This is a genomic window from Dyella marensis, assembly GCF_900112865.1.
Taxonomy (GTDB): domain Bacteria; phylum Pseudomonadota; class Gammaproteobacteria; order Xanthomonadales; family Rhodanobacteraceae; genus Dyella_D; species Dyella_D marensis_A.
This window is the reverse complement of record NZ_FONH01000001.1, coordinates 92,716-114,496: the sequence shown is the minus strand read 5'-3', so window position 1 is coordinate 114,496 and position 21,781 is coordinate 92,716. Positions and strand designations below refer to the sequence as shown.

20 protein-coding genes are annotated in these 21,781 nt (G+C 65.5%); 10 read left to right on the top strand and 10 right to left on the bottom strand.

Features of this window, described 5'->3' with window-relative positions; translation table 11 throughout:
- Window positions 1–9: 9 nt before the first annotated feature.
- The 4 genes from BM172_RS00405 to BM172_RS00390 form a co-directional block, all read right to left on the bottom strand.
- A complete protein-coding gene (locus BM172_RS00405) occupies window positions 10–891 on the bottom strand; it encodes a ribose-phosphate diphosphokinase (protein WP_026634145.1) in 882 nt (293 codons plus the stop codon).
- Window positions 888–2,462 (bottom strand): thymidine phosphorylase family protein, encoded by a 1,575-nt coding sequence (locus tag BM172_RS00400; protein ID WP_081805071.1) that lies wholly within the window; start codon window positions 2,460–2,462, stop codon window positions 888–890. The genes BM172_RS00405 and BM172_RS00400 overlap by 4 nt, the downstream gene beginning before the upstream one ends.
- A gap of 13 nt (window positions 2,463–2,475) precedes the next feature.
- Window positions 2,476–2,922, bottom strand: a complete 447-nt coding sequence (locus BM172_RS00395) for a CBS domain-containing protein (protein WP_035322769.1) — start codon at window positions 2,920–2,922, stop codon at window positions 2,476–2,478.
- Window positions 2,923–3,032: 110 nt separating this feature from the next.
- Window positions 3,033–3,749: a CBS domain-containing protein gene (locus BM172_RS00390; protein ID WP_051548420.1), complete on the bottom strand. Its 717-nt coding sequence runs from the start codon at window positions 3,747–3,749 to the stop codon at window positions 3,033–3,035.
- 450 nt (window positions 3,750–4,199) lie between these two features.
- Between BM172_RS00390 and BM172_RS00385 the strand changes: the two genes are divergently transcribed.
- From BM172_RS00385 to BM172_RS00375, 3 genes are all read left to right on the top strand, one after another.
- Entirely contained in the window at window positions 4,200–4,895 is a 696-nt protein-coding gene (locus tag BM172_RS00385) for a VIT1/CCC1 transporter family protein (protein WP_026634142.1), read from the top strand.
- A 75-nt stretch (window positions 4,896–4,970) separates the two neighbouring features.
- Entirely contained in the window at window positions 4,971–5,477 is a 507-nt protein-coding gene (locus BM172_RS00380) for a host attachment protein (RefSeq protein WP_081805069.1), read from the top strand.
- A 17-nt stretch (window positions 5,478–5,494) separates the two neighbouring features.
- Window positions 5,495–7,873 carry a phosphoketolase family protein gene (locus tag BM172_RS00375; RefSeq protein ID WP_026634140.1) on the top strand — a complete coding sequence of 793 codons (2,379 nt, stop codon included), beginning with the start codon at window positions 5,495–5,497 and terminating at the stop codon, window positions 7,871–7,873.
- Window positions 7,874–7,901: 28 nt separating this feature from the next.
- On the opposite strand, the gene BM172_RS00370 is transcribed toward BM172_RS00375, so the two are convergent.
- Entirely contained in the window at window positions 7,902–9,107 is a 1,206-nt protein-coding gene (locus BM172_RS00370; protein ID WP_026634139.1) for an acetate/propionate family kinase, read from the bottom strand.
- 340 nt (window positions 9,108–9,447) lie between these two features.
- The gene (locus BM172_RS00365) at window positions 9,448–10,449 is read right to left on the bottom strand and encodes a zinc-dependent alcohol dehydrogenase family protein (protein ID WP_026634138.1); all 1,002 of its coding nucleotides are present in this window, start codon (window positions 10,447–10,449) and stop codon (window positions 9,448–9,450) included.
- Window positions 10,450–10,608: 159 nt separating this feature from the next.
- On the opposite strand from BM172_RS00365, the gene BM172_RS00360 reads away from it, so the two are divergent.
- The 6 genes from BM172_RS00360 (at window position 10,609) to BM172_RS00335 (ending at window position 16,188) form a co-directional block, all read left to right on the top strand.
- On the top strand, window positions 10,609–11,250 hold the full coding sequence (locus BM172_RS00360; RefSeq protein WP_081805068.1) for a cytochrome b/b6 domain-containing protein: 642 nt from the start codon (window positions 10,609–10,611) through the stop codon (window positions 11,248–11,250).
- A 17-nt stretch (window positions 11,251–11,267) separates the two neighbouring features.
- Window positions 11,268–12,074 carry a universal stress protein gene (locus BM172_RS00355; RefSeq protein ID WP_051548419.1) on the top strand — a complete coding sequence of 269 codons (807 nt, stop codon included), beginning with the start codon at window positions 11,268–11,270 and terminating at the stop codon, window positions 12,072–12,074.
- Window positions 12,071–14,590 carry a cation-translocating P-type ATPase gene (locus tag BM172_RS00350; protein ID WP_051548418.1) on the top strand — a complete coding sequence of 840 codons (2,520 nt, stop codon included), beginning with the start codon at window positions 12,071–12,073 and terminating at the stop codon, window positions 14,588–14,590. The genes BM172_RS00355 and BM172_RS00350 overlap by 4 nt, the downstream gene beginning before the upstream one ends.
- Before the next feature lie 87 nt (window positions 14,591–14,677).
- Window positions 14,678–15,091, top strand: coding sequence for a universal stress protein (locus BM172_RS00345; RefSeq protein ID WP_026634136.1), 414 nt, complete (start codon window positions 14,678–14,680; stop codon window positions 15,089–15,091).
- An 8-nt stretch (window positions 15,092–15,099) separates the two neighbouring features.
- Window positions 15,100–15,537, top strand: a complete 438-nt coding sequence (locus BM172_RS00340; protein WP_051548417.1) for a universal stress protein — start codon at window positions 15,100–15,102, stop codon at window positions 15,535–15,537.
- A gap of 57 nt (window positions 15,538–15,594) precedes the next feature.
- Window positions 15,595–16,188 (top strand): DUF2238 domain-containing protein, encoded by a 594-nt coding sequence (locus BM172_RS00335; RefSeq protein WP_231504145.1) that lies wholly within the window; start codon window positions 15,595–15,597, stop codon window positions 16,186–16,188.
- Window positions 16,189–16,267: 79 nt separating this feature from the next.
- Here the strand turns inward: BM172_RS00335 and BM172_RS00330 are convergent, their stop codons facing one another.
- From BM172_RS00330 to BM172_RS00320, 3 genes are all read right to left on the bottom strand, one after another.
- Entirely contained in the window at window positions 16,268–17,107 is an 840-nt protein-coding gene (locus BM172_RS00330; RefSeq protein ID WP_143096402.1) for a hypothetical protein, read from the bottom strand.
- Between the two features lie 189 nt (window positions 17,108–17,296).
- The gene (locus BM172_RS00325; protein ID WP_081805064.1) at window positions 17,297–18,802 is read right to left on the bottom strand and encodes a ricin-type beta-trefoil lectin domain protein; all 1,506 of its coding nucleotides are present in this window, start codon (window positions 18,800–18,802) and stop codon (window positions 17,297–17,299) included.
- A 366-nt stretch (window positions 18,803–19,168) separates the two neighbouring features.
- On the bottom strand, window positions 19,169–19,918 hold the full coding sequence (locus tag BM172_RS00320) for a polysaccharide deacetylase family protein (RefSeq protein WP_051548415.1): 750 nt from the start codon (window positions 19,916–19,918) through the stop codon (window positions 19,169–19,171).
- Between the two features lie 417 nt (window positions 19,919–20,335).
- On the opposite strand from BM172_RS00320, the gene BM172_RS00315 reads away from it, so the two are divergent.
- Window positions 20,336–20,803 carry an Hsp20 family protein gene (locus BM172_RS00315; protein WP_026634133.1) on the top strand — a complete coding sequence of 156 codons (468 nt, stop codon included), beginning with the start codon at window positions 20,336–20,338 and terminating at the stop codon, window positions 20,801–20,803.
- A 239-nt stretch (window positions 20,804–21,042) separates the two neighbouring features.
- Here BM172_RS00315 and BM172_RS00310 read toward each other — a convergent pair whose 3' ends face one another.
- A complete protein-coding gene (locus tag BM172_RS00310; RefSeq protein ID WP_026634132.1) occupies window positions 21,043–21,696 on the bottom strand; it encodes a hydrolase in 654 nt (217 codons plus the stop codon).
- Between the last annotated feature and the right edge of the window lie 85 nt (window positions 21,697–21,781).

Genomic DNA, 21,781 nt, shown 5'->3' with positions numbered 1-21,781 from the left:
GCGTGCCCTTCAATGTTCCGGCAGGGCCGCCGCCAGCAGTTCCGACAGGTCGATCCGTGCCGTTTCGCCAGGCACGCTGTTGGTGGTGACCACGCCGGCCACTCCCGCCACGCGCAGGCGCTCCAGCGCGTTATCGGCAAACAGGCCATGCACGGCGACGCACCAGGGCGCAGGCATGCCCAGCGCGCGCAGGCCCTCGATAGATTTGAGCAGGGTATGCCCGCTGGAGATGATGTCGTCCAGCAAGACCGGGTTGTGGCCAGGCCAGTTGGATAGATCCGGCAGCTGCACCTGCACCTTGCGGTCGCCGAAGCGGCGCTTGGTGGCAACGACGGCCGGCGCCGACATCAGGGCTGCGACGCTTTCCACCCATGGCGCGCTTTCCTCATCCGGACCGATCAGTAGCGGCAGCTCCACCCGCTCGCGCAACCATCCAGCAAGGGCTGGCGCCGCCGAGATCGCCCTGCCCTGCGGCATGCCGGCCTCGGTCAGGCTGCGCAGGCGATGCAGGTGCGGATCGATCGTGACCTGCCAGTCGAAATGTTCCGCCAGCAGGCGTCCGAAGATGCCCGACGACACCGCCTCGCCGGGCCGGAAACGCGCATCCTGCCGCAGGTACGCCAGGTAGGGCGCGACCAGCCCGACGCTGCCTGCGCCCAGTTCGCGCAAGGTATCGGCGGCCATCAGCAGCGGCAGTGTTTTCTCGTCCGGCCGATCCAACGTGCAGACGATGATGGCTTCGGCGCCGACCGGCGGCTCCTCCACTCGCACCAGTCCTTCGCCATCGGGAAAGCGGTGCAGCTCCAGGGCCAGGCGCGCCATCCGCCGGCGATGGGCCAGCGCATCGGCCAGTTCCTGGTTGCCCGGCATGGCATAGACGACGTGCCTCACGGGGCTTCTGCCAGCGTCACGATGCAGGGATGGCGGCGCACATACTCCATCGCATAGGCCAGCTCGCCGCGCGTCTGCGCATGCACCGTGAAGATCGGCTGGCCGGGTTCCACCCGGTCGCCCACCCGCACGTGCAGTTCCAGTCCGGCCAGTGGCGACATGGGCGCGCCGGCCAGCTTGGCCGTGCGCGACAACTGGCGATTGTCGATGGCATGCACCCGGCCGCCGAGCGCGGAACGCACGGGGTACTGCTGGGCGGCGCGGCCCGGCGTGCGCATGCCGCCCTGCGCCTCGCAGATGGCCTGGAACTGCCGCCAGGCGGCGCCGCGATCGAGCGCCTCCGTCGCCATCCGGGTGGCCAACACCTCGCCGGCCGCCGCGCCGGTCAGCTCCAGCAGCGCCGATGCCAACGCGATGGCGCGCTCGCGCAGATCGAGCGGCGCACCGGGCCGCCCTTGCAACACCGCCAGTACGTCGTGCGCCTCCAGCGCCGGGCCGACGCCACGGCCGATCGGCTGGCTGCCGTCGGTGAACACGCAGCGCATATGCATGCCGAAATCCCGCGCGACCTGCTGCAGGCAGGCGGCCAATGAGCGCGCCTCGATCATGTCGCGGATCTTCGCGGTCGGTCCGACGGGCATATCGATCAGCACATGCGAGGAGCCGGCCGCGATCTTCTTGGAAAGCACGGAGGCGACCAGCTGGCCTTCGCTGTCGATGTCCAGGGCGCGCTCGATCCGGATCATCACGTCGTCCGCCGGGCTCAGTCCGATCGAGCCGCCCCAGATAAGGCAGCCGCCGGTGCGTTCGACGATCTCCCGCATGCGCGGCAGCGAGAGATCCACCGGCGCGAGCATCTCCATCGTATCGGCCGTGCCCGCCGGTGACGTGATGGCGCGCGAGGACGTCTTGGGCATGACCAGGCCCAGGGAGGTGGCGATCGCCACGACAATGGGTGTCGTGCGATTGCCCGGCAGCCCGCCGATGCAATGCTTGTCCGCGACGATCGCGCGGGACCAGTCCAGCCGCGCGCCGGTAGCGACCATGGCGCCGGTGAGGCTGCTGATTTCCCGCGGCGTGAGATGGCCGTTGGCGCAGGCCGTGACGAAGGCGGCCAGTTCCAGCGCGGAATAACGCCGCTGGGCGACGTCCTGCATGATCGCCTGGAAATCCTCATTGTTGAGCGGCTGGCCGTGGATCTTGGCGCGCACCCGCGACAGCGATTCCACGCTGGAGGGGTGCGCGAACATGGCCGTCTCGCCGAGCCGCGGCGCCAGTGCCGACCAGGCCGGCTCGGACAGGCCGGCCTCCTCCGGGGCCAGCCAGCCGCCGCTCACCATGTTCAAGCGGGCCAGCAGCCGCCGCTCGTCGATGCTGATCTGCACGCGGCTGTGCGCGCCGAAGCCTTCGGCGCGGCAGATCGGCGAATCCTCGTGCAGGTAGATCACATGCTCGTCGCCGGTATCGATGCCGACTCGCCGCAGCTGCGCGCAGGACAGCACTGGACGGGGAATCTCCGGCGGGGCCGCATCGGGCAGCGGACAGGCGGCGGGAGGGATGGGTGCCGTCATCGCGCAGGTCCGCCTAGCGGGCGGCATGATCGAGTTGCGGATCGACGATCAGGGCGTGGGCCAGGTCTTCCATCAGTTCGGCCATCGCCGCGATCACGTCGTCCGCACTGACGATGCCGACCAGGCCGCCGGACGCATCGACCACCGGCAGCCGGCGCAAACCGCTGCCGCGCAGGATGGCAATCAGCTCCGCCAGCGTGCAGTCTTCGCGCGCCACCACCGGCGGCCGCGCCATGATGGCCGCCATCGGCGTGGCGTCCGGATCCTTGCCCTCCAGCAGGACCGCCGTGGCCACGTCGCGGATCGCGAGCATCCCCACCGGCACTTTTTCCTGGCCGCGGCTGCCGACCACCACCAGGCAGCTGACCTGGTGGCGGTACATGATGCGCGCCGCCTCCCGCAGGCTCTGCGCGGCGTCGGCCTGGATCACCCGGTGGGTGGCGATGTCTCTGGCAAGCATGGCGGCGTGCCTCGATGGATCCGTAGGGGAACGTGCGCCGCCGGCGCGCCTCGCATATTGATGCAGGTCAACCGGCTCGATGGCGTCGGGTCAGGCAGGGACGTTCCCGGTCAGCGATGCGCCAGGCTGTGCCGCCTGTCGCGCCGTCGCTGCACCAGCAGCCGGTCCATGACCTGGGAAACCCCGGGCGTGTTCTCCAGCAAGACGCGCAAGGCATGGCGCATGGCGTCGTGCGCCACGGTTCCGCAGATGTCGACCGTGCCTCGATGCACCGAGACCTGGACGGCGGCTTGGGCAAGCCAGGGCTGCTGACCGATCTCCTCGGCGATATGCCGCTGGATCTGGGCATCCGACCACATCCTGGTCGCTGCGTCGTCGGCACTCGGCAACCGCTCCAGCAGTATCCGCATCAGGTCGGTGCGGCTGATGATGCCGATCAGCCTGCCCTTGTGCGTCACCGGCAGCCGCTTGATGTGATGCTTCTCGAGCAAGTCCACGGCGTCGATCAGCGGAGCGCCCTCGTCGATCGTCAGCACCGGCGCAGTCATCAGGTCGCCGATGCGGCGGCTATGGCTGGCCATGTACTCCTGCGCCATGCGGCGCGGGCCGAGTATTTTCTCCAGCCAGTGCGGGCGGTGGCGCTCCGTGCCGAGCTCGGCCCGCCGCAACAGATCGCCGGTGGTCACCATGCCGACAAGATGTCCATCGCCATCGAGGACGGGGAGTCCGCTGACCCTGACGCCGCGCATGATCTGCATGGCCAGCGACACGCTGTCGGTAGCGAGCACGGTGCGCACCTGGCAAGTCATCGCGTCGGCGACTTTCATCGGCGTTCTCCTGCGTTCGGGCACGGTCATGCGCGTTGTCTGCGGGGTGTTCTTCAATGCAAGGGTGCGGCGATGCCTTCCATGCAGCCAGGCATCCGCTGGAATGCATAGTGCCGCCTGCTGCTGCCCGCCCTATTGATGAGGATCAAGCCGCTCCGTTCCCATCGGGAAATGCGCTGTCGCCTGTGTCGTGCTTCAGGGCCGCGCTTGTCCAGGCCGGGTCGCATGAATTGTCTCGGCTACCGAAGCTCGCGCTCCTGCGCCCAGCTTATCCGCCGGTTGGCACGGCGCATGCCCGTCCACTTGATCGCCGTCAATCCGCCGGTTCCGCGGCGCGACATCCTTAAATCCGTCCTCGTCCTCGTCCTCGAACGCTGGCGAAGTGGCGCCAACCTCCACTGCAAGGACGAGGGCGCATGATCCGATTTACCAAGGTTCAGGAGTCGACCCATGACCTATCGCCATCGGGAACGTCATGTTATCGAGCGCATGGGCTGGTTGCGGGCCGCCGTCCTTGGCGCCAACGACGGCATCGTGTCCACGGCCAGTCTCGTGATGGGTGTCGCAGCAGCCCACGCCACGCCGTCCGCCATCCTGGTCGCCGGTACCGCGGGACTGGTGGCCGGCGCCATGTCGATGGCGGCAGGCGAATACGTATCGGTCCATTCACAGGCGGATAGCGAAAAAGCTGATCGGGCGCGCGAGGTGGAGGAGCTGGCGAACGACACGGAAGGCGAGCACAGGGAACTGGCTGCCATCTATGTCGGGCGCGGACTCGACCCTCGGTTGGCGCAGCAGGTCGCCGATCAGCTGATGGCGCATGACGCGCTCGATGCGCATGCCCGCGATGAGTTGGGCATCACCGAGACACTCAAGGCACGCCCCCTGCAGGCGGCATCGGCTTCCGCTGTCAGCTTCGCTGCCGGCGCGGCGTTGCCGCTGCTCGTCGTCGCACTGGCTCCGGCCGCCGGCCTCCTGGGGTGGATCTTCATGACGGCGCTGTTCTTTCTTGCAGTGCTTGGCGGCATGGCGGCCCGCATCGGAGGCGCAAACGTCCGCATCGGGGCCACCCGGATCACGCTATGGGGGGCGCTGGCCATGGCTATGACGACGGCGGTCGGGATGCTTTTTGGAGGCGCTGGATAGGTGGCATGAAAACGCAGACGTTCGCGCCAATCCCATGGGCTGGCCGCTCCAGGCTATCCGCGCGGCTTGTTGATCATGATCAAGGCGCCGCGACGCACGGCACCTAAGCTGGAGCCGCCACTTCATGCAAAGGTGGTTCCGGAGGTCGCCATGTCCAATACGTGGATTCTGGTCGCGGACGCCGCCAGGGCACGGCTGTTCGAATTGACCCGCAAGGGAGCCGATCCGGCCGAGATAGCCTGTTATTCGTATCCGGAGGGGCGCTCGCCCGGTCGCGAACAGGACCACGGACGGCTGCCTCGCGTACAGGAAAGCAACAGCCCCAGCCGCCATGCCATCGAGCCGAGGACCTCGCTGCGCGATAAGCATGCGCATCGGTTCGCCGATACCTTGAGCGCGGTCGTGCAGCAAGGGCGGCAGGATGGCTGCTACGACAAGCTGATCCTGATGGGGCCGCCACGCTTCCTCGGCGTACTGCATGACAGCCTCGACGAGCAGACGGCGGCGCGTGTCGTCGGCGAGGTGCGCAACGACCTGTTGACGCTCACTCCCGCGCAGTTGCGCACTCATCTTCCAGCCTGACCCGCACAGACCATCCCATGCATAGCCCACTGTCGCCCCAACTCCTGCAGCGCATGGACGCTTATTGGAGAGCCGCCAACTATCTCTCCGCCGGGCAGATCTATCTGCGCGACAACCCGCTGCTGGAACAACCATTGCGGCACGAACACATCAAGCCGCGCCTGCTCGGCCACTGGGGCACCGCTCCGGGACTGAACATGCTCTACGTGCATCTGAACCGGCTGATCAGGCAGCATGACCTCAACATGATCTTCGTCACCGGCCCCGGGCATGGTGGCCCGGCGCTGGTGGCGCAGACGTATCTTGAGGGGTCCTACACGGAGCGTTATCCGGCGATCGAGCGCAACCGGGAAGGCCTGGCTCGGCTGTTTCGCCAGTTTTCGTGGCCCCATGGTGTGCCAAGCCACGTATCCCCCGAGACGCCCGGGTCCATCCATGAAGGTGGCGAACTCGGCTACTCGCTGGCCCATGCCTACGGCGCAGCGTTCGACAATCCCGATCTGATCGTGGCGTGCGTGGTCGGCGATGGCGAAGCAGAGACGGGCGCGCTCGCCACGAGCTGGCATTCCAACAAGTTTCTTAACCCCGTGCGCGATGGCGCCGTGTTGCCGATCCTCCACTTGAACGGCTACAAAATCGCCAATCCGACCATTCTGTCGCGCCTCGATCACACTGAACTGGTAGCGCTTCTGCACGGCTACGGCTACGAGCCCTGGTTCGTCGAAGGCAGCGAGCCGTCGGCCATTCATCAACAGCTGGCCCGCGCGCTGAACGAAATGCTCGAACGCATTCAAGCCGAGCAGCGGACCGCGCGCGCCAAAGGCATCGCGCACCGGCCGCGCTGGCCGATGCTGGTCTTGCGCACGCCCAAGGGATGGACCGGCCCGGGCGTCGTCGATGGCGAACAGGTCGAGGGCACCTGGCGCGCCCATCAAGTCCCGCTGGCGCATTTCGACAACGCGGCGCACGTTGCCCAGCTCGAAGCCTGGCTGAAGAGCTACCGGCCCGAGGAGCTGTTCGATGCCGACGGCAAGTTGCAGGACACCCTCGCCGCGCTGGCCCCGACCGGCAACCGCCGCATGGGCGCCAACCCCCATGCCAATGGAGGCGAACTGCTCACGCCCCTGGACATGCCGGCGTTCCGCGACCACGCGATCGCGGTACCGCGCCCTGGCGCGGTCGAGGCGGAGTCGACCCGCGTGCTTGGCGGATTCCTGCGCGATGTCATGCGGCTCAATCTGGCGCCAGCCAATTTCCGCCTGTTCGGCCCGGACGAGACGGCTTCCAATCGGCTGGATGCGGTCTATGACATCTCCGGCAAGATGTGGCTGGATCGCATCGAGGCCTCCGACAACCATCTCAGCGCCGACGGTCGCGTGATGGAAGTGCTGAGCGAGCATCTGTGCGAGGGCTGGCTGGAGGGTTATCTGCTCAGCGGCCGGCACGGCTTCTTTTCCTGTTACGAAGCCTTCATCCACATCGTGGATTCGATGTTCAACCAGCACGCCAAGTGGCTCAGGACCAGCCAGCGCGTGCCATGGCGGGTGCCGGTGGCTTCGCTCAATTATCTGCTGACGTCGCATGTGTGGCGCCAGGATCACAACGGTCTTTCGCACCAGGATCCGGGATTCCTGGATGTCGTGGCCAACAAGAGGGCCGAGGTCGTGCGCATCTATCTGCCGCCCGACGCCAACTGCCTGCTTTCCGTGGCCAACCATTGCCTGCGCAGCCGCGGTTACATCAACCTGATCGTGGCCGGCAAGCAGCCAGCCTGGCAGTGGCTCGACATGGACGCGGCGACCAGGCATTGCGAAGCGGGCGCCGGTATCTGGGACTGGGCCAGCAACGATGATGGCGATCCGGATGTGGTGATGGCCTGTGCCGGCGACGTGCCGACCCAGGAGTGCCTGGCAGCCGTCAGCCTGTTGCGCGATTACCTGCCCACGTTGCGGATCCGCGTGGTCAACGTGGTCGACCTGATGGTGCTCGAACCGCGGTCGCAGCATCCGCATGGGCTTTCCGACCGCGATTTCGAGCGGATCTTCACCCAGGACGTGCCTGTGATCTTCGCCTTCCACGGCTATCCGTCACTGATTCACAAGATGATCTACCGGCGCAGCCGCCCCGAGCGTTTCCATGTACACGGCTACCAGGAGGAAGGCACCACCACCACGCCGTTCGACATGGCCGTGCTCAATCACCTGGACCGCTACCAGCTGTCGCTGGATGCCATCCGCCATGCCGAGCGCTTCGCCGATCATGTCGAAGAGGCGACGCAGCGCTACGAGGCCATCATGGAAAAGCATCGGCTCTATATCGGCGAGCATGGCGAGGATCTGCCGGAGGTGCGCCACTGGCAGTGGCGCGTGCCGGCGCCTGCCGCCAGCAGTGCCTGAAGGCGACGGCGCCCGCCCTGCGCGCTCGCTACCCGGCCGCGGCCTGTGGTGGACAGGATGCGCGGAGGACCCCGGCGGCATGTGCGGCGATCACCGCCTCTTCGTCGGTGCGGATGACGAACACGCGCACCGCGCTGTGCGCGGTGCTGATCAGCATCTTGTGCAGGCCGTTGGCCGATTCGTCGCACTCGACGCCCAGCCACGCCAGCGCCCGGCACACCGCCGACCGGATACTGGCGGCGTGCTCGCCGATACCGGCAGAGAACACCAGCGCGTCCAGGCCGCCTGCCACGGATGTGAGCGCGCCGATTTCCTTGACGATGCGATAGACGAACAACTCGATCGCCTCCCTGGCGTGGCCGCTGTCGCTGGCCAGCAGCGCACGCATATCGGCGCTGATCCCGGAGACGCCCAGCAGGCCGCTTTCCTGGTAGAGCAAGTGCTCGATCGCGGCAACGCTCAGCCCTCGCGCCTGCAGCAGATGCAGTACCGCCCCGGGATCGAGACTGCCGCAGCGCGAACCCATGACCAGGCCATCCAGTGCACTGAAGCCCATGGTGGTATCGATGCTGCGGCCGTGGCGCATCGCGCACAGGCTGGCGCCATTGCCCAGGTGCGCCATGATGACGCGCCCGTCCGCCAGCTCCGGGGCGAACTCGCGCAGCCGGCCGGCGAGGTATTCGTAGGACAGTCCATGGAAGCCGTAGCGGCGCATGCCATCGTCGGCATAGGCGCGCGGCAGGCCCAGGCTGGCGGCGACGGCCGGCATGCCGCGGTGAAATGCCGTATCGAAGCACGCCACCTGCATCAGTCCGGGCCGCAGGCGGGCGATCGCCCTCGCCGCGGCCAGCGGATGGGGCTGGTGCAGCGGTGCCAAGGACACCAGCCGTTCCAGCTCCTGCATGACCGGCGTATCGATGCGCACGGGCTGGCCGAATGAGGGCCCGCCATGCACGACGCGGTGCCCCACCACGGCAAGCTCGGCGGCGCCCAGACGGGCGGTGATCCAGGCAAGTAGCGGCTGCAGCAGTTGCTCATGCGGCGCGGCCGCGTCCGCCCATGCCTCTCGGTCGATGATTGCGCCATCGGGCTGCCACGCCGTGAAGCGGGGTTCCGCGCCGATCCCTTCGATGGCCCCGCGCAGGATCAGGCGCTGCGCGGCCAGCCGGTGCTCGTGCAGCGCGAACTTGATGCTCGAAGAGCCCGCATTGAGCGCGAGGATGATCCCGTTCATAGGGTCAAGGACCGCAGATGCGTACAGCGCCCTTCGCCGTGCCGGAGCTGCCAGTGATCGACGCTCGGGCCAGGGCCTTTCGCCACCACGAAGAGCGGAAGTTTTTTCATGGCGAGCCGATGCACTGGCCAGGCAAGGGGGGGGGTCGCATAAGCATGTTCCGCCCGCACTCAGTGGTGTTGACATGCATCAATATCGGCAGCAGTGAATGTCGCCACGACGACTTGGCGGTCCAGCCGGAGGAAATGAAAGAAGTGGCAACGTACCTGCAGTCGATCCAGGGCACCTCGCCTGACGTCGCGGAGTTGTGCGATCAGCTGCCCCTGGCGCAACACCGGGGTCAAACCCATCCTGGCGGCACCAGCACCGCCGCGCCGTGGATGCGGCCTGCGCGCAAATCGGCCAGGGCTTCGTTGGCGGCGTCCAATGCATAGCGGTGCACCTGCACCTGCACCCTCGCGCGTGCCGCGGCGGCCAGAAAAGCATGGCCGTCCGCCCGGGTCAGGTTAGCGACGGAGAGCAGGCGGCGCTCCTCCCACAACAGGCGATAGGGAAAGCCGGGGATGTCGCTCATATGAATGCCGCCGCAGACCACCGTCCCGCCCTTCCGCACCGCGGCCAGCGCGACCGGCACCAGTTCGCCGGCGGGCGCGAAAATGATGGCGGCATCCAGCGGCTCCGGCGGCGCTTCATTGGAAGCGCCCGCCCAGGTGGCGCCCAGCGAGCGCGCGAGCGTTTGCGCTGCCAGGTCGCCGGCGCGAGTGAAGGCATACACGCGGCGACCTTCCGCGCACGCTACCTGCAGCAGGATATGGGCGGCCGCGCCGAAGCCGTACAGGCCCAGGGCGGTGCCCTCGCCCGCCAGGCGCAAGGCGCGGCCGCCGATCAGGCCTGCGCACAGCAAGGGCGCGGCGAGCACGGCGTCGGGATAATCATGCGTCGGCATCGGCAGGCAAAAATCTGCGTTGGCCAGCACGTGAGTGGCGTAGCCGCCATCGCGCGTGCAGCCGGTGAAGACTGGCGTGTCGCAGAGATTTTCCCGGCCCTGCGCGCAATAGCTGCAGACGCCGCACGCGCCACCCAGCCATGGCACACCGACGCGGTCGCCCGGTTTCCATGCGCTCACGTCCGGGCAGACAGCTTCGATGGTGCCCACCACTTCATGCCCGGGCACGACCGGCAGGCGGGCCTGCGGCAGTTCGCCGTCCACCAGATGCAGGTCGGTGCGGCACACGCCGCATGCCTCGACGCGAAGGCGCACTTCGCCGCGGCCGAGAGAGGGCGTTGGCCGCTCCTCCTGGACCAGCGGTGTCGCCAAGCGATGGAGAACCATGGCGCGCATGCGGCATCACCTTTGTGATCGTGGGGGCGGCGGACCCAGGCCGCATCGCCGATGCCAGCTTAGGGACCCCGGTTGGCATTCGATTGATTCATGTCAACCCATCGGCCGGACGGCTGTCCTGTAATGCCGGCACGCAGAATCGCATCGGGAATACCGGTCATGACAGACAAGACCCGCGCGCCGCAGGACCGGCCACTCCGCCGCATCCTGGTCTGGGATCTTCCCGTGCGGCTGTCGCACTGGCTGATGGTGGCCTGTTTCGCCGGCGCGTGGATCACGGCTGAAGAAGATCAGTGGCGGCGCGTGCATGCCGTGCTCGGCTATAGCTTGGCCCTGCTCGCTGGCTTCCGTATCTACTGGGGCATCATCGGCACTCGACACGCCCAGTTCGGCAGTTTCGTGCGCGGGCCGCGCGAGACTGTCCGCTACGTGCGCCAGATGCTGCACGGACATCCGCCGCACTACACCGGACACAATCCCGCCGGCGCCGTGGCGATCCTGGCCCTGCTGGCGATGACCTTGCTGGTGACCTGCTTCGGCTGGCTGGCCTACACCACGCATATCGAGTGGCTCGGCGAAACGCACGAGCTGCTTGCCAACGTGATGATCGCTCTTGTCGGCGTGCACGTAGCCGGCGCCTTGGCAGGTAGCTGGCTGCATCGCGAGAACCTGGTCGGGGCGATGATCACGGGCCGCAAGCTCGGGTATCCGGATGAAGCGGCCGAACGTCCCATGTTGCCGATCGGGTTGATCGTGCTCGTCTGCCTGCTGGCGTTCTGGTGGTTGGAATGGACCACCTAGCGCCCAGGGGGCGCCCCATGCCGGAATACCTTGTCGACATCGATCCGGAACGCGGCGACACCGCCTTGCTGCGCTTCGCCTTCGGCCTGGCCCGCCAGCACGGCGCGCACCTGACCGGCCTGCAGGCGGTGACGCTCAGCCCCACCGCCATGCTGGCGATGCCGGATGCCATGCTGGTGCTGGAGGAACAAGAGCAGGCCGCACGAGGGCGCCATGACTGGTGGCGCCAGTTATGCCGCGGCCATGGTGTCGAGGGCAGCTGGGAGGCCCATCGCGGCTTGCACGAGTCGGTGCTGTCCCGCCGCGCCAGCCTCGTCGACCTGGTATTGGGGCAGCTTTCACGCGAAACCGCACGCCTCGCCTCCGGTCTCCATCCGCTCGGCCGCGTACTGTCTACCGATGCCGCCCCCATGCTGCTGGTGCCGGAGCACTGGGCCGGCACGAAGGGGGTACACAAGGTGGCGCTGGCCTGGAATGGCTCGGCCGAAGCGGCGCGTGCGATTCGCGCGGCGACTCCGCTATTGCTTCGCGCCGACGACATCGTGGTGCTGGACGGCGTTTCGCGCATCCAGGCCAATGCACGGCGCATGCCGCTGGCGGTGGATGCATGGCTGCAACGTCACGCGTTGCGAGCACGCTGGGAAATCCTCGACGAGGCGGATGACAATGGCCCGTCGATCCAGGCGCGCGCGCACGAATGCGGGGCCGACCTGCTGGTGATGGGCGCGTGGGGCCATTCGCGCATGAGCGAATGGCTGCTCGGTGGCGTCACGCGCCACATGTTCCAGCACGGCGAGTTGCCCCTGCTGGTGGTCGAGGCGTGAACCGCGCAGGGCCCGTGGCTGCGCCCGGCCTGGGCCTGAGCGAGGCCGAGGCGCGCGAACGCTTGCAGCGGGATGGCCCCAATGCCCTGCCCGGCAACCGGACACGCCCGTTGTGGGCGATCGCCGGCGCCGTGGTGATGGAACCCATGTTCCTGATGCTGCTGTGCGCCGGCGCTATCTACCTGGCACTGGGCGAGCGCACCGATGCGATCTTCCTGCTGCTGTCGGTGCTGGTGATCATCGGCATCACGCTGGTGCAGGAGCGCAAGACCCAGCGTGCTCTGGAAGCCCTGCGTGATCTGTCGGCGCCATTGGCGCGCGTGATCCGGGACGGGCGGGAGCAGCGCGTCGCAGCGACGGACGTGGTATTGGGCGACGTGCTGGCATTGGGCGAAGGCGAACGCGTCGCCGCGGACGCCGTCATGCTGGAAGGCCTGCTGGAAGCGGACGAGTCCCTGCTCACCGGCGAGTCCGTGCCGGCAAGCAAGTCGCCGGCAGGCGATGCCGTCGAAGTCTTCGCGGGCACCTTGGTCACCCGCGGCCGCGGCATGGCACGGGTCATCGGCATTGCCGCGAATACCGCGGCCGGCCGTATCGGCGAGGCGCTGGCGGCCACGGTGGAAACAGCCTCGCCCTTGCAACGGGCATCGCGCACCCTGGTGCGCCGCTTCGGCCTGGCAGCGCTGGCCTGCGCTGTCGGCTTGGCCTTGCTCAACTGGTTGTGGGACGGGCATGGCCTGCTCGACAGCCTGCTGTCGGGCGTCGCGCTGGCGATCGCCATTCTGCCCGAGGAATTCCCGGTGATCCTCACCGTCTTCCTCGCCTTGGGGGCCTGGCGCATTGCCCGGCACAAGGTGCTGACCCGCCGCCTCGCCGCGGTGGAAACACTGGGCGCGATCACCGTGCTTGCCGCGGACAAGACCGGCACGCTCACGCAAAGCCGCATGGCGGTGGCCGAGTTGGCGCTTGGCCACGACCTGTTCCGCGTGGACGGCAAGGCCGCACCGTCCGCCTTTCATGAACTGGCCAGGCTGGCGTTGCTGGCCACCCCGGTCGATTCGGCCGACCCCATGGAGCACGCGATCCGTGCTTTCGGCGCCCAGCATCTGAGCGAGGGCGACCGTGCCTTTGCCGACAGCGCGATCAAGGAGTACGCACTGTCGCCGGATCTGCTGGCCATGAGCCGCGCGGCGCCGCTGGCCGAAGGCGGTTTTGCGATTGGCGCCAAGGGCGCGCCCGAGGCGGTGATGATCATGTGCCGGCTCGACGCCGCCCAGCAGGAGGCGTGGAACCGACAGGTGCATGCCATGGCCGTGCGCGGTCTGCGCGTACTGGCCGTGGCAGCGGCGGACTGGCCCGGACAGGCATGGCCGGACACGCAACGCGAACTCCCTTTCCGCTTCGTGGGATTGTTGGGTTTGATCGATCCGCCGCGCGAAGGTGCGCGGGCTGCCGTCGACGAATGCCATGCAGCGGGCATCCGCGTGCTGATGATGACTGGCGATCACGAAGTCACCGCGCGGGCCATCGCTGCCCAGGTCGGTCTCAGTGATGCGCCGCGTTCGATCTCCGGTGCCGATATAGACGCACTCGATGACGCACAGCTGGCCATTCGCCTGGCCGAGGTGGAAGTCTGCGCGCGAGTGAAGCCCACCCAAAAGCTGCGCCTGGTGCGCGCGCTGCAACAACGCGGCGAGGTGGTCGGCATGACCGGCGACGGCGTGAACGACGCCCCCGCATTGAAAGCCGCGGACGCCGGCGTGGCGATGGGCGGCCGCGGCACCGACGTCGCCCGCGAGGCGGCGGCTCTGGTGCTGCTGGATGACGATTTCGCCAGCCTGGTAGCGGCGATCCGCCAGGGACGGCGGATCTACGACAACATCGGCAAGGCCGTCCGCTTCGTGGTGGCGGTGCACCTGCCGGTAGTGGTCCTGGCCCTGCTGCCCAGCCTGCTGCATTGGCCGATTCTGTTGATGCCATTGCAGATCGTGCTGCTGGAGCTGCTGATCGATCCGGCGTGTTCGATCGTGTTCGAGGCCGCACCGGCGTCTGCGCGCATCATGCGGCGTCCGCCGCGAGCGCTAGGCGAATCGCCGTTTCGCCTGGCCAATCTGGGTTGGGGCGCCATCCAGGGTGCCGGCCTGGCCGCGATCCTGGCGGCGTGCTACGGCGCGACGTTGATCCTGCGCGGGTCGCAGGAACTGGCCCGTGGCGCGGTTTTTCTTGGCTTGGTGCTGACGGTGCTGTTGCTGGTGCTGGCCAATGGCCGGCCGGCGCAGCCGCTGTGGCGCATCGCCTGGAGGGAGAATCCCTGGCTGCCGGGCCTATTGGGCGCGGGAGCGTTCATGCTGGCGCTGCTGGCCGGCGTGGCCCCGCTGCGAGCGGCGATCGGCCTCCATGGCGTGGGCGGCGAAGCGCTCTTGCTGATAGCCGCGCTTGCATCGCTTTGTGCGGTTTGGCTTGAGGGCATCCGGCGCGTCCTGTGCCGCTGGAAGCCTTCACTCGTCGGGAACTGAGCCGGCATTGATGCGGGTCAATACGGCCACGTGCCAGCCGCATTCTGATGAATGCCGTCACGCCGGCCCGGCCGGCAAGGAGGCTGCATGAAAATCCTGCTGCCAGTGGATGGAAGTATCTACAGCACGCGCGCCGCTCGCTACCTTGCCAGGCATTGGCCAGCCGATGCCGCGGTAACCCTGCTCAATGTGGATGCGCCGCTGCGCGAAACGATCGCCGGATATCTCGACGCGGACAGCGTGGCGCGCTTCCATCTCGACAACGGCTCAGCCGCGTTGCGTCCGGCGCGCCGCCCGCTGGCCAAGGCAGGCCACCTGTTCGACGAATGCCTGCTGACCGGCGACCCGGCCACCGAGATCCTGCGCCTGGCCAGGCGCGGCCGTTACGACTTGGTGGTGATGGGTTCGCATGGGCGTGGCGCGCTGAAGAGCCTGTTCCTCGGTTCGGTCGTGGTGAAGGTGCTGGCCGGTTCGAGCGTGCCCGTGCTGGTCGTGCGCTGAGACGCACCATGTTCCGCCGCTTGCTGGTTCCCGTTGACGGTACGCCCGTGGCCCTGGAGGCAGTGGATGCCGCCATCGCCATTGCACGTATTGGCAAGGCGGACATCCATCTGCTCCATGTGATTCCGTCGTTTCCGGCCGTGGCATATCTGGCCGAACGCGTCCACGCCACGCGCGAACTCTACGAACGGGAGGCCGGGGCGCGAGCCCTGGCATGGCTCGGCGAGGCGCGCGAGCATGCACTTGGCGCGGGCGTAGCCTGCGAAGGCGATTACACGTTCGCCCCGCGCATCCACGAAGCCATCGTGGATGTAGCCAGGGACTACGGCTGCGATCTGATCGTGATGGCCGCACCCCTGCGGTCAGGTATGGTGTCGGGCCTTTTCACGCGAGAGGCGCAAGCCGTGATGCAGGCTTCCGCCATTCCGGTACTCGCCTGGCGCTGACCTATGCATGAGTCAAGAGGATGGCATCGAAGCACTCGCTTTCCGCTGCTCCTGCTCATGGCATTCGCGGCGATCTGGGGTGCGCTGGCCATCGCGCCTCGGTATCGGCAGGACTGGTTGCTGGAGAACGTTCTGGTCGTGGCCGCCATCCCCTTGCTGGTTTACGGCTATCGGCGCTTGCACCTGTCGAATGCTGCCTGTCTGGCGCTGTTCGTGTTCTTTACCTGCCACGAAATCGGCGCGCACTATACCTATTCCGAAGTGCCCTACGAGCAATGGCTGTCGCACGTAAACGTGTCGCTTACCTGGCTGGGCCGCAACAGCTACGACCGTCTGGTGCACTTCCTGTACGGGCTCCTGGTCACTCCGGCCGCCGCCGAATGGCTTGCCGCGGTAGCGCCAACCCGCGGGATCTGGCGCTGGATCCTGCCGGTGAGCTTCATCATGTCCCATTCGCTGCTGTACGAATTGATCGAATGGGCCGCCGCCATGGCATTCGGTGGCGACCTGGGCGCGGCGTACCTCGGCACGCAAGGTGACCCTTGGGACGCGCAACGGGACATGCTGGCCGCCACGCTGGGAAGCATGGTGGCAATGACGGCATGGTTGATTGCCGGGCGAGAAAATCCCGTGGCGCAGAACTCGCGATAACGCAGCCTAATCGCTATCGCAAGTCACGGTTGGCGTCGCTCCGGAGTATCTGGGCAAGAAGTTCAAAGCGAAGCCGATTTTATTCTCGGCCCCTCCCCGCCCGCACCAACGCCACCACCCCCAGCACATATGGCATCACCCACGGTATCGCCGGAATGCCCACGATCATCCCCGGCATGGTGAACCACCGTTCCGAGAGATCGGGATACTGCAGGCCGCGAGTCACCAGCCCCACGATGGCGATCGCGGCGATGATCGCCATGACCCACGCGGCTCCTCGGGAAAGCCAGCCCTGCCGCATGAAAGACAGCGCATAGAAGGCTGTCGCCATGTACGTCATCAGTCCGGCGAAGAAGAGCAGCACGTCCGAGGCATTGGCTAATGGCGTGCCATCCAAGGATCGATACTGCGCCAGGTCACGCGCCGCCGACATGGTCCAACCGATCAGGATGGCCGCCCAGACGAGCTGGCCGCCCACGGCGAGCAGGCCGCTGGCCTGACCCAGTGGGGCGAGCAGCCGGTCTCCGGTGTCGCCATGTGCGAGCGGCTCCTTGAGCAATAACAAGCCCGCGCCGAGGAAGGCGGTGGAGACGAACAGGATGACGAACCGCACATGATTCATCGCGAGGTTGGCGGCGAACGGTGGACCATAACCCGGCATCAGCGTAAGCAGCGCCCACGGCAGGATCAGCAACGCTCCGGCGATCGCCACCGCGCGCCGGTGCTCGTCGCCGGAACGCCAAGCCGGCAGGATCAGGGCCAACGCCGCTCCGCCCATCAATAGCAACTGGCCCAGGGTGAGCGCGGCCGATACCGCGGTGGAATAACGCGCCGGCTTGCCGAAAATCCCGATCGCGACCAACAAAGCGAGGAAAAGCAGCGACGCCGCCCCTCGGTGTCGCCCAAGCTGACTGGCCATCATTGCTCCCTGTGCTGGAACCGGCCTGGTTTCCGTTGGACGCTGCCTGCGCCCACCTGCTCGCCGGAGCTTTCTCGACAAACCATCTGGCCCGCAATCAGCCACTCGTTATAGAACCGGCCCGCTCCCTCGCCCGTCATCCGCGACCTCAAGCCATGAAATCTGCCTGAGCAAGGGATATTGTGCCCTTCAGAAACCGGTGGGATACCAGTCGGGTACCTGCCGGAAAACGAGTCTCTGGGCGGTGTCATTCTTGTCGCACGGCCACAGCTTCATGCGGGTGCCATTGGCTGGCGAGTTTCCGTACACGTCCATGCAAAATCTCCGATCCTGGTCGCGATTCGCCATCAGGCCGTCGGGGGTGATGTACCATTTTTCGGAGCGACCCCCATCGCAGTCCCACAAGTTCATCTCCTTGTTTTGTCCCGCCGTACCGCCTTTGATGTCCAGGCAATATTTGTTGTTGCCCTTTGGCCTTAGCTGCCCTTCGGCGGTATACACAAACTGCTGGTTACCGGCACCGTTGTTGCAAGTCCACTGGACGATGGATTTGCCGTTCCCATATGAGCCGCCTTCCACATCGATGCAACCCCTTTGCTGACTGGTCAAGGTGGGCATCATGAAGTAGCCAGGCAGGCTGCGCCGGATCCCCACATAAGGAATGCTGCCGATCCAATCGGGCCGGTAATAAGTCGTGCTGGACAGGCTCTCGCTTACGTCGATGCCCAATGCCCCCACGCCTTGGGCGACACCGATATAGGCGTAGGCGTAGTCCTTGTTGGTGAAATCGCCGGAGCTTCCCCATAGGTGTAACAACTGGCGATATTCGGCCGAACGATTGAGTACCTGCTCATCGTGGTCGCCGGCCTTCACATTGGCGCAGAAGAAATAACCGGAGTCAGAAGCACTCATGCCGTCGATCTGGGTCGTAATCTCCCCGGGGTCGCCGGCATCGACATCCGGACAGAAAAACGTGTTCTGACTTTTGCCGCGATCCGAAAGCCACTTACGCCCGCCGTTCATATTCTGGTTGACGGATCCTATGTGCCCACCAGTCAGCAGCACGATGATCTTGTTGCCGAGCGAACCGATGGCGGGCCAGCCGCGGTTTTTCAGTTTCAAACGAGGCGAGGCGCCAGGTGCACTGTTGATGTAACTCATGAGTTCGGCATAGGTGTAGCGATTCTGCGCTGGAATCGCCTTGCTGATGTACTCATCCAGCATGCCGACTTCGTCGCTCTTCCATGCGCTGGCTGGATCCCAGCTGGCTTTCATGTCCACAAAAACAAGCAGCGGCGTGGTATCGCCTGGATGGCTTGCCTTCCAGGCAAGGATCACATCCAGGCAATCTTTCAAACGGGTTTGCTGGGCGGTTCCGCAATTGGCTTTCATGGGATTCAAGTCATGGGCCACATACGGGCCGGCAGCTTCGTTTTCCCAATTGCCGCGATCAATCACGTCGATTTCGACCGCGCGATAGCCCGCATTGAGCCATCCGCTGAAATCCTTGCCATGCATGTAGGTATTGTGCGGCTGCAAATAATAAAGTTGGTCAACCCGCGTTGCAGGCGTCGACCGTGCAGCTTTCAAGGGTGGTACAAAAGTCGTTTGAGCCGACGCTGGAAGTGCAAGTAGCACACCTAGAACGGCCGCGAACCGCGATGCGATGCGGACAACATGAGTAACGCTTTCCATGGCCCCCTCCTTGACCTGGTCACTTCATTCCCATGGCAGGGTGTGTGTATCGACATCTTCCCTGATATGGAACCGTTGGCACTCTTGGCAGCCGCTGATGGCGCCGCCATGCGCATCTTAGCCCTACGGAGCTGCCGGCCAGTATTCGGCATTTGAAGGGGCTTCGGATAGTCACGAAGTTCACTGCTGGCGAACTGGCGGGTTCCGTCTCACCTCCCAGCCGGAAGACCTCGGCAGCGAATACTCGCTCCACCTCCGATAACTTGACCTAATCGCTACAAGAAAGATTTGTCGCACTCAACGACCGGGCAGTCAGCTAACCGAACCCCGGATGTTTGCGCCGGGGCTCGTGATCAGCCCCGGTCGTCAATGGCCCGGGTGGCTGGTGGCGTAATCGATCACGGTCGAGAACGGCGCAACCCAAATCGTGTCGGAATGGGCTTTGAGATAGGCAAGGAGCTTGGCGTGAGCTTCTGCGGACACTGAGAGGTAATCGCCGCCCACACCGTGGAAGCCGAGCACGATCATCTCGCCCTTGCGCTCGGCATCTTGGACTGCGGCGATCAGGTCGGCGCCGGTCGCGTTCGAGGGGAAAAAACGACTCGGCACATCCATTGGATCGAGAGGGCGCTCCGAGGGGTCCGCGGCACGGGTGTGGCGTGTCAGTCCGCTGGCGCGCAGCGCCGGAAGGTAATCGACGCCTCCGGCCCGGTGCTGGCCACAGGGCGTGGCATAGCTGTGCTGCTGCTTGCCGTCGATCGCCGTCAGCATCGTGTTCATCGTGCGGATCTCTGTCAGCATGGTGTCGACATCGTAGGTTTCGCTGGTGTCGATTTTTTTCGCGGGTGGATAGTTGGCCTGTGGACAGGCGTGGCGAATGGTGTGGTTGCCGAGTTCATGGCCTTCGGCGGCGGCAGCCCGCCAGCGCGCGATCTGGTCCGGGGTGATCTTGCTGCCGATCAGGAAGAAGGTTCCTTTGAGGCCAACGGCATCGAGCGCCGGAATCGCGATGTCGAGCTGCGAGACGAGCGTGTCGTCATAGGTCAGCACCACGGCCGCTCTCTTGCCGCCTGGCCAAGGTCCGGCGACGGCCTGGTTGGTCATCATGGCGATCATCAACAAAACCGGTCCGGTTCTCATCGCTATCCCCAACATTTTGCCCTGCCCCCAGCAACTTGCCCGCACGGATCAATCCCCTATCACGGAAACGGCAGAGAGTTTTCCGTCGAGGAAAGATCTGTCAGCTGCAGGGCCGACTGCGGCAGCCTTGTCGCGCGAGTCTTGTGCTTGCCACGCTGGATGACGAACCGTCCGGTCACGACACCAGTGCTTCTCAATGGGAGGGCGCCATGGTGATTTCCACAGGGCACGCACATTTCAAAACAATAGCTAAATGGCCATCATTTTGCATCTTGCAGGAGTGCGGCGGATGATTATCTTTCTGCCCGCTGATCGCTACGGGGTCAGCGGACACCGCGTCCAGCGACGCGGTAACAGTCCTCACTTCCATGTTGCTTCCAAGAGGATATGGCAATGCGCACTGTGCTTGATTTCTCCCCTCTTCACCGTTCCAGCATTGGCTTTGACCGGGTCTTTGACCTGCTCGAATCGGCTGCTCGCACGCCGCAGCCGGACAATTGGCCGCCCTTCGATTCTGTCAAGATCGGTGAGGACCAATACCGCATCGTGATGGCCCTCGCCGGGTTCTCGCGTGACGATCTACGGATCGAGGTGCAGAACAACCTGCTTACCGTCACTGGCGAGCGGAAAACCGACCATGTCGGCGAAATTCTGCATCGCGGCATCGCCAACCGCCCGTTCACCCGACGATTCGAGCTGGCCGAACACATGCTCGTCGCGCGAGCAGAGCTTCATGACGGACTGCTCGTCATCGATCTTAAACGCGAACTACCCGAAGCGCTCAAGCCACGAACCATTCCTATCGGTGGCGCCGAAAAGGCACCCTCCGAAGCACGCCTGTTGCAAAGACAGGCGGCTTGACGCTGCTTTTTCTCTCGATTTTCCCTGATCACGAGATTGACGGCGGCGAATTTCGCCGCCGTCCTTTTCGACTTGCCCTAGATCATCATGCTGCAGTTTCCGCAGCTACGCGCGGAGCTTGCGGCACATATCGAGTTGACGATGAAGAGAGGGCCCGCTGGCGTCAGAGGGCGGCTGGCCCTGGTGGGCACTGTCCTTCATGACGGCGCTTATCGTCTTCGGCTCGTCACCCGTCCGGGTCACTGCCTGCCCGCAGCCTTTGACGTTTGAAGCAATTGCTGCTCCCAGAAATACGCGATGCCGCTGCCGGCGGAGTGTGGGCCGATCACCATGTTCAGTTTTTCGGCGGACTCGGACCTGGCCCAGTCGCGCTGCCATTCGGCCGCAACGGCCACCCACGTCATCACGTTCGCGCCGGCGGCGATCATGCGCTGCACGCCTACCTGGTGCGCTTCGAGCGACGTACCGCCCGATGCGTCGGTGACTACGGTGACATCCCAGCCTTCGCCGAGCGCCTGGATCGCCGGCATCGCTACGCAGATTTCGGTCCACAGGCCGGCGATGATCAGCTGCTTGCGCCCGGTCGCCTTGACGGCATCGACTACAGCCTTGTCTTCCCAGGTGTTGATGAAAGTGCGGTCGATGACTTTCTGGCCGGGAAACACATCGGTGATCGTGGGGAACAGAAGGCCACCGCGCTCTGCGACCACGCTGGTCAGAATGGTCGGTACATTGAACACCTTCGCCGCCTTGGCCAGGCCCGTCACGTTGTTGACCACCATTTGCGGATCGTGGCTATTGAGGTTGGCAAGCTGGTAGGGCTGATGGTCGATCAGGACAAGTACCGAGTCTTCAGGACGAAGCAGCGAATCGAGGCCATTGCGGAAGGTCATGTCGTTTCCTTTGCTGTCAATGAACTGTATGAGTAATCGGATGCGCCGGCTGATTTATGCATCGCCCTTGGTCATTATTCGCATT

Excerpts from the sequence above, each read along its gene's own strand:
- BM172_RS00315 (WP_026634133.1), top strand. The coding sequence starts at position 20,336 with ATGCGCACTGTGCTTGATTTCTCCCCTCTTCACCGTTCCAGCATTGGC.
- BM172_RS00400 (WP_081805071.1), bottom strand. The coding sequence starts at position 2,462 with ATGACGGCACCCATCCCTCCCGCCGCCTGTCCGCTGCCCGATGCGGCC.
- BM172_RS00330 (WP_143096402.1), bottom strand. The coding sequence starts at position 17,107 with ATGGCCAGTCAGCTTGGGCGACACCGAGGGGCGGCGTCGCTGCTTTTC.
- BM172_RS00320 (WP_051548415.1), bottom strand. The coding sequence starts at position 19,918 with ATGATCGCCATGATGACCAACCAGGCCGTCGCCGGACCTTGGCCAGGC.
- BM172_RS00380 (WP_081805069.1), top strand. The coding sequence starts at position 4,971 with ATGATCAAGGCGCCGCGACGCACGGCACCTAAGCTGGAGCCGCCACTT.
- BM172_RS00360 (WP_081805068.1), top strand. The coding sequence starts at position 10,609 with ATGACAGACAAGACCCGCGCGCCGCAGGACCGGCCACTCCGCCGCATC.
- BM172_RS00340 (WP_051548417.1), top strand. The coding sequence starts at position 15,100 with ATGTTCCGCCGCTTGCTGGTTCCCGTTGACGGTACGCCCGTGGCCCTG.
- BM172_RS00345 (WP_026634136.1), top strand. The coding sequence starts at position 14,678 with ATGAAAATCCTGCTGCCAGTGGATGGAAGTATCTACAGCACGCGCGCC.
- BM172_RS00365 (WP_026634138.1), bottom strand. The coding sequence starts at position 10,449 with ATGCGCGCCATGGTTCTCCATCGCTTGGCGACACCGCTGGTCCAGGAG.
- BM172_RS00325 (WP_081805064.1), bottom strand. The coding sequence starts at position 18,802 with ATGGAAAGCGTTACTCATGTTGTCCGCATCGCATCGCGGTTCGCGGCC.
- BM172_RS00395 (WP_035322769.1), bottom strand. The coding sequence starts at position 2,922 with ATGCTTGCCAGAGACATCGCCACCCACCGGGTGATCCAGGCCGACGCC.
- BM172_RS00375 (WP_026634140.1), top strand. The coding sequence starts at position 5,495 with ATGCATAGCCCACTGTCGCCCCAACTCCTGCAGCGCATGGACGCTTAT.
- BM172_RS00370 (WP_026634139.1), bottom strand. The coding sequence starts at position 9,107 with ATGAACGGGATCATCCTCGCGCTCAATGCGGGCTCTTCGAGCATCAAG.
- BM172_RS00335 (WP_231504145.1), top strand. The coding sequence starts at position 15,595 with ATGGCATTCGCGGCGATCTGGGGTGCGCTGGCCATCGCGCCTCGGTAT.
- BM172_RS00385 (WP_026634142.1), top strand. The coding sequence starts at position 4,200 with ATGACCTATCGCCATCGGGAACGTCATGTTATCGAGCGCATGGGCTGG.
- BM172_RS00390 (WP_051548420.1), bottom strand. The coding sequence starts at position 3,749 with ATGAAAGTCGCCGACGCGATGACTTGCCAGGTGCGCACCGTGCTCGCT.
- BM172_RS00355 (WP_051548419.1), top strand. The coding sequence starts at position 11,268 with ATGCCGGAATACCTTGTCGACATCGATCCGGAACGCGGCGACACCGCC.
- BM172_RS00310 (WP_026634132.1), bottom strand. The coding sequence starts at position 21,696 with ATGACCTTCCGCAATGGCCTCGATTCGCTGCTTCGTCCTGAAGACTCG.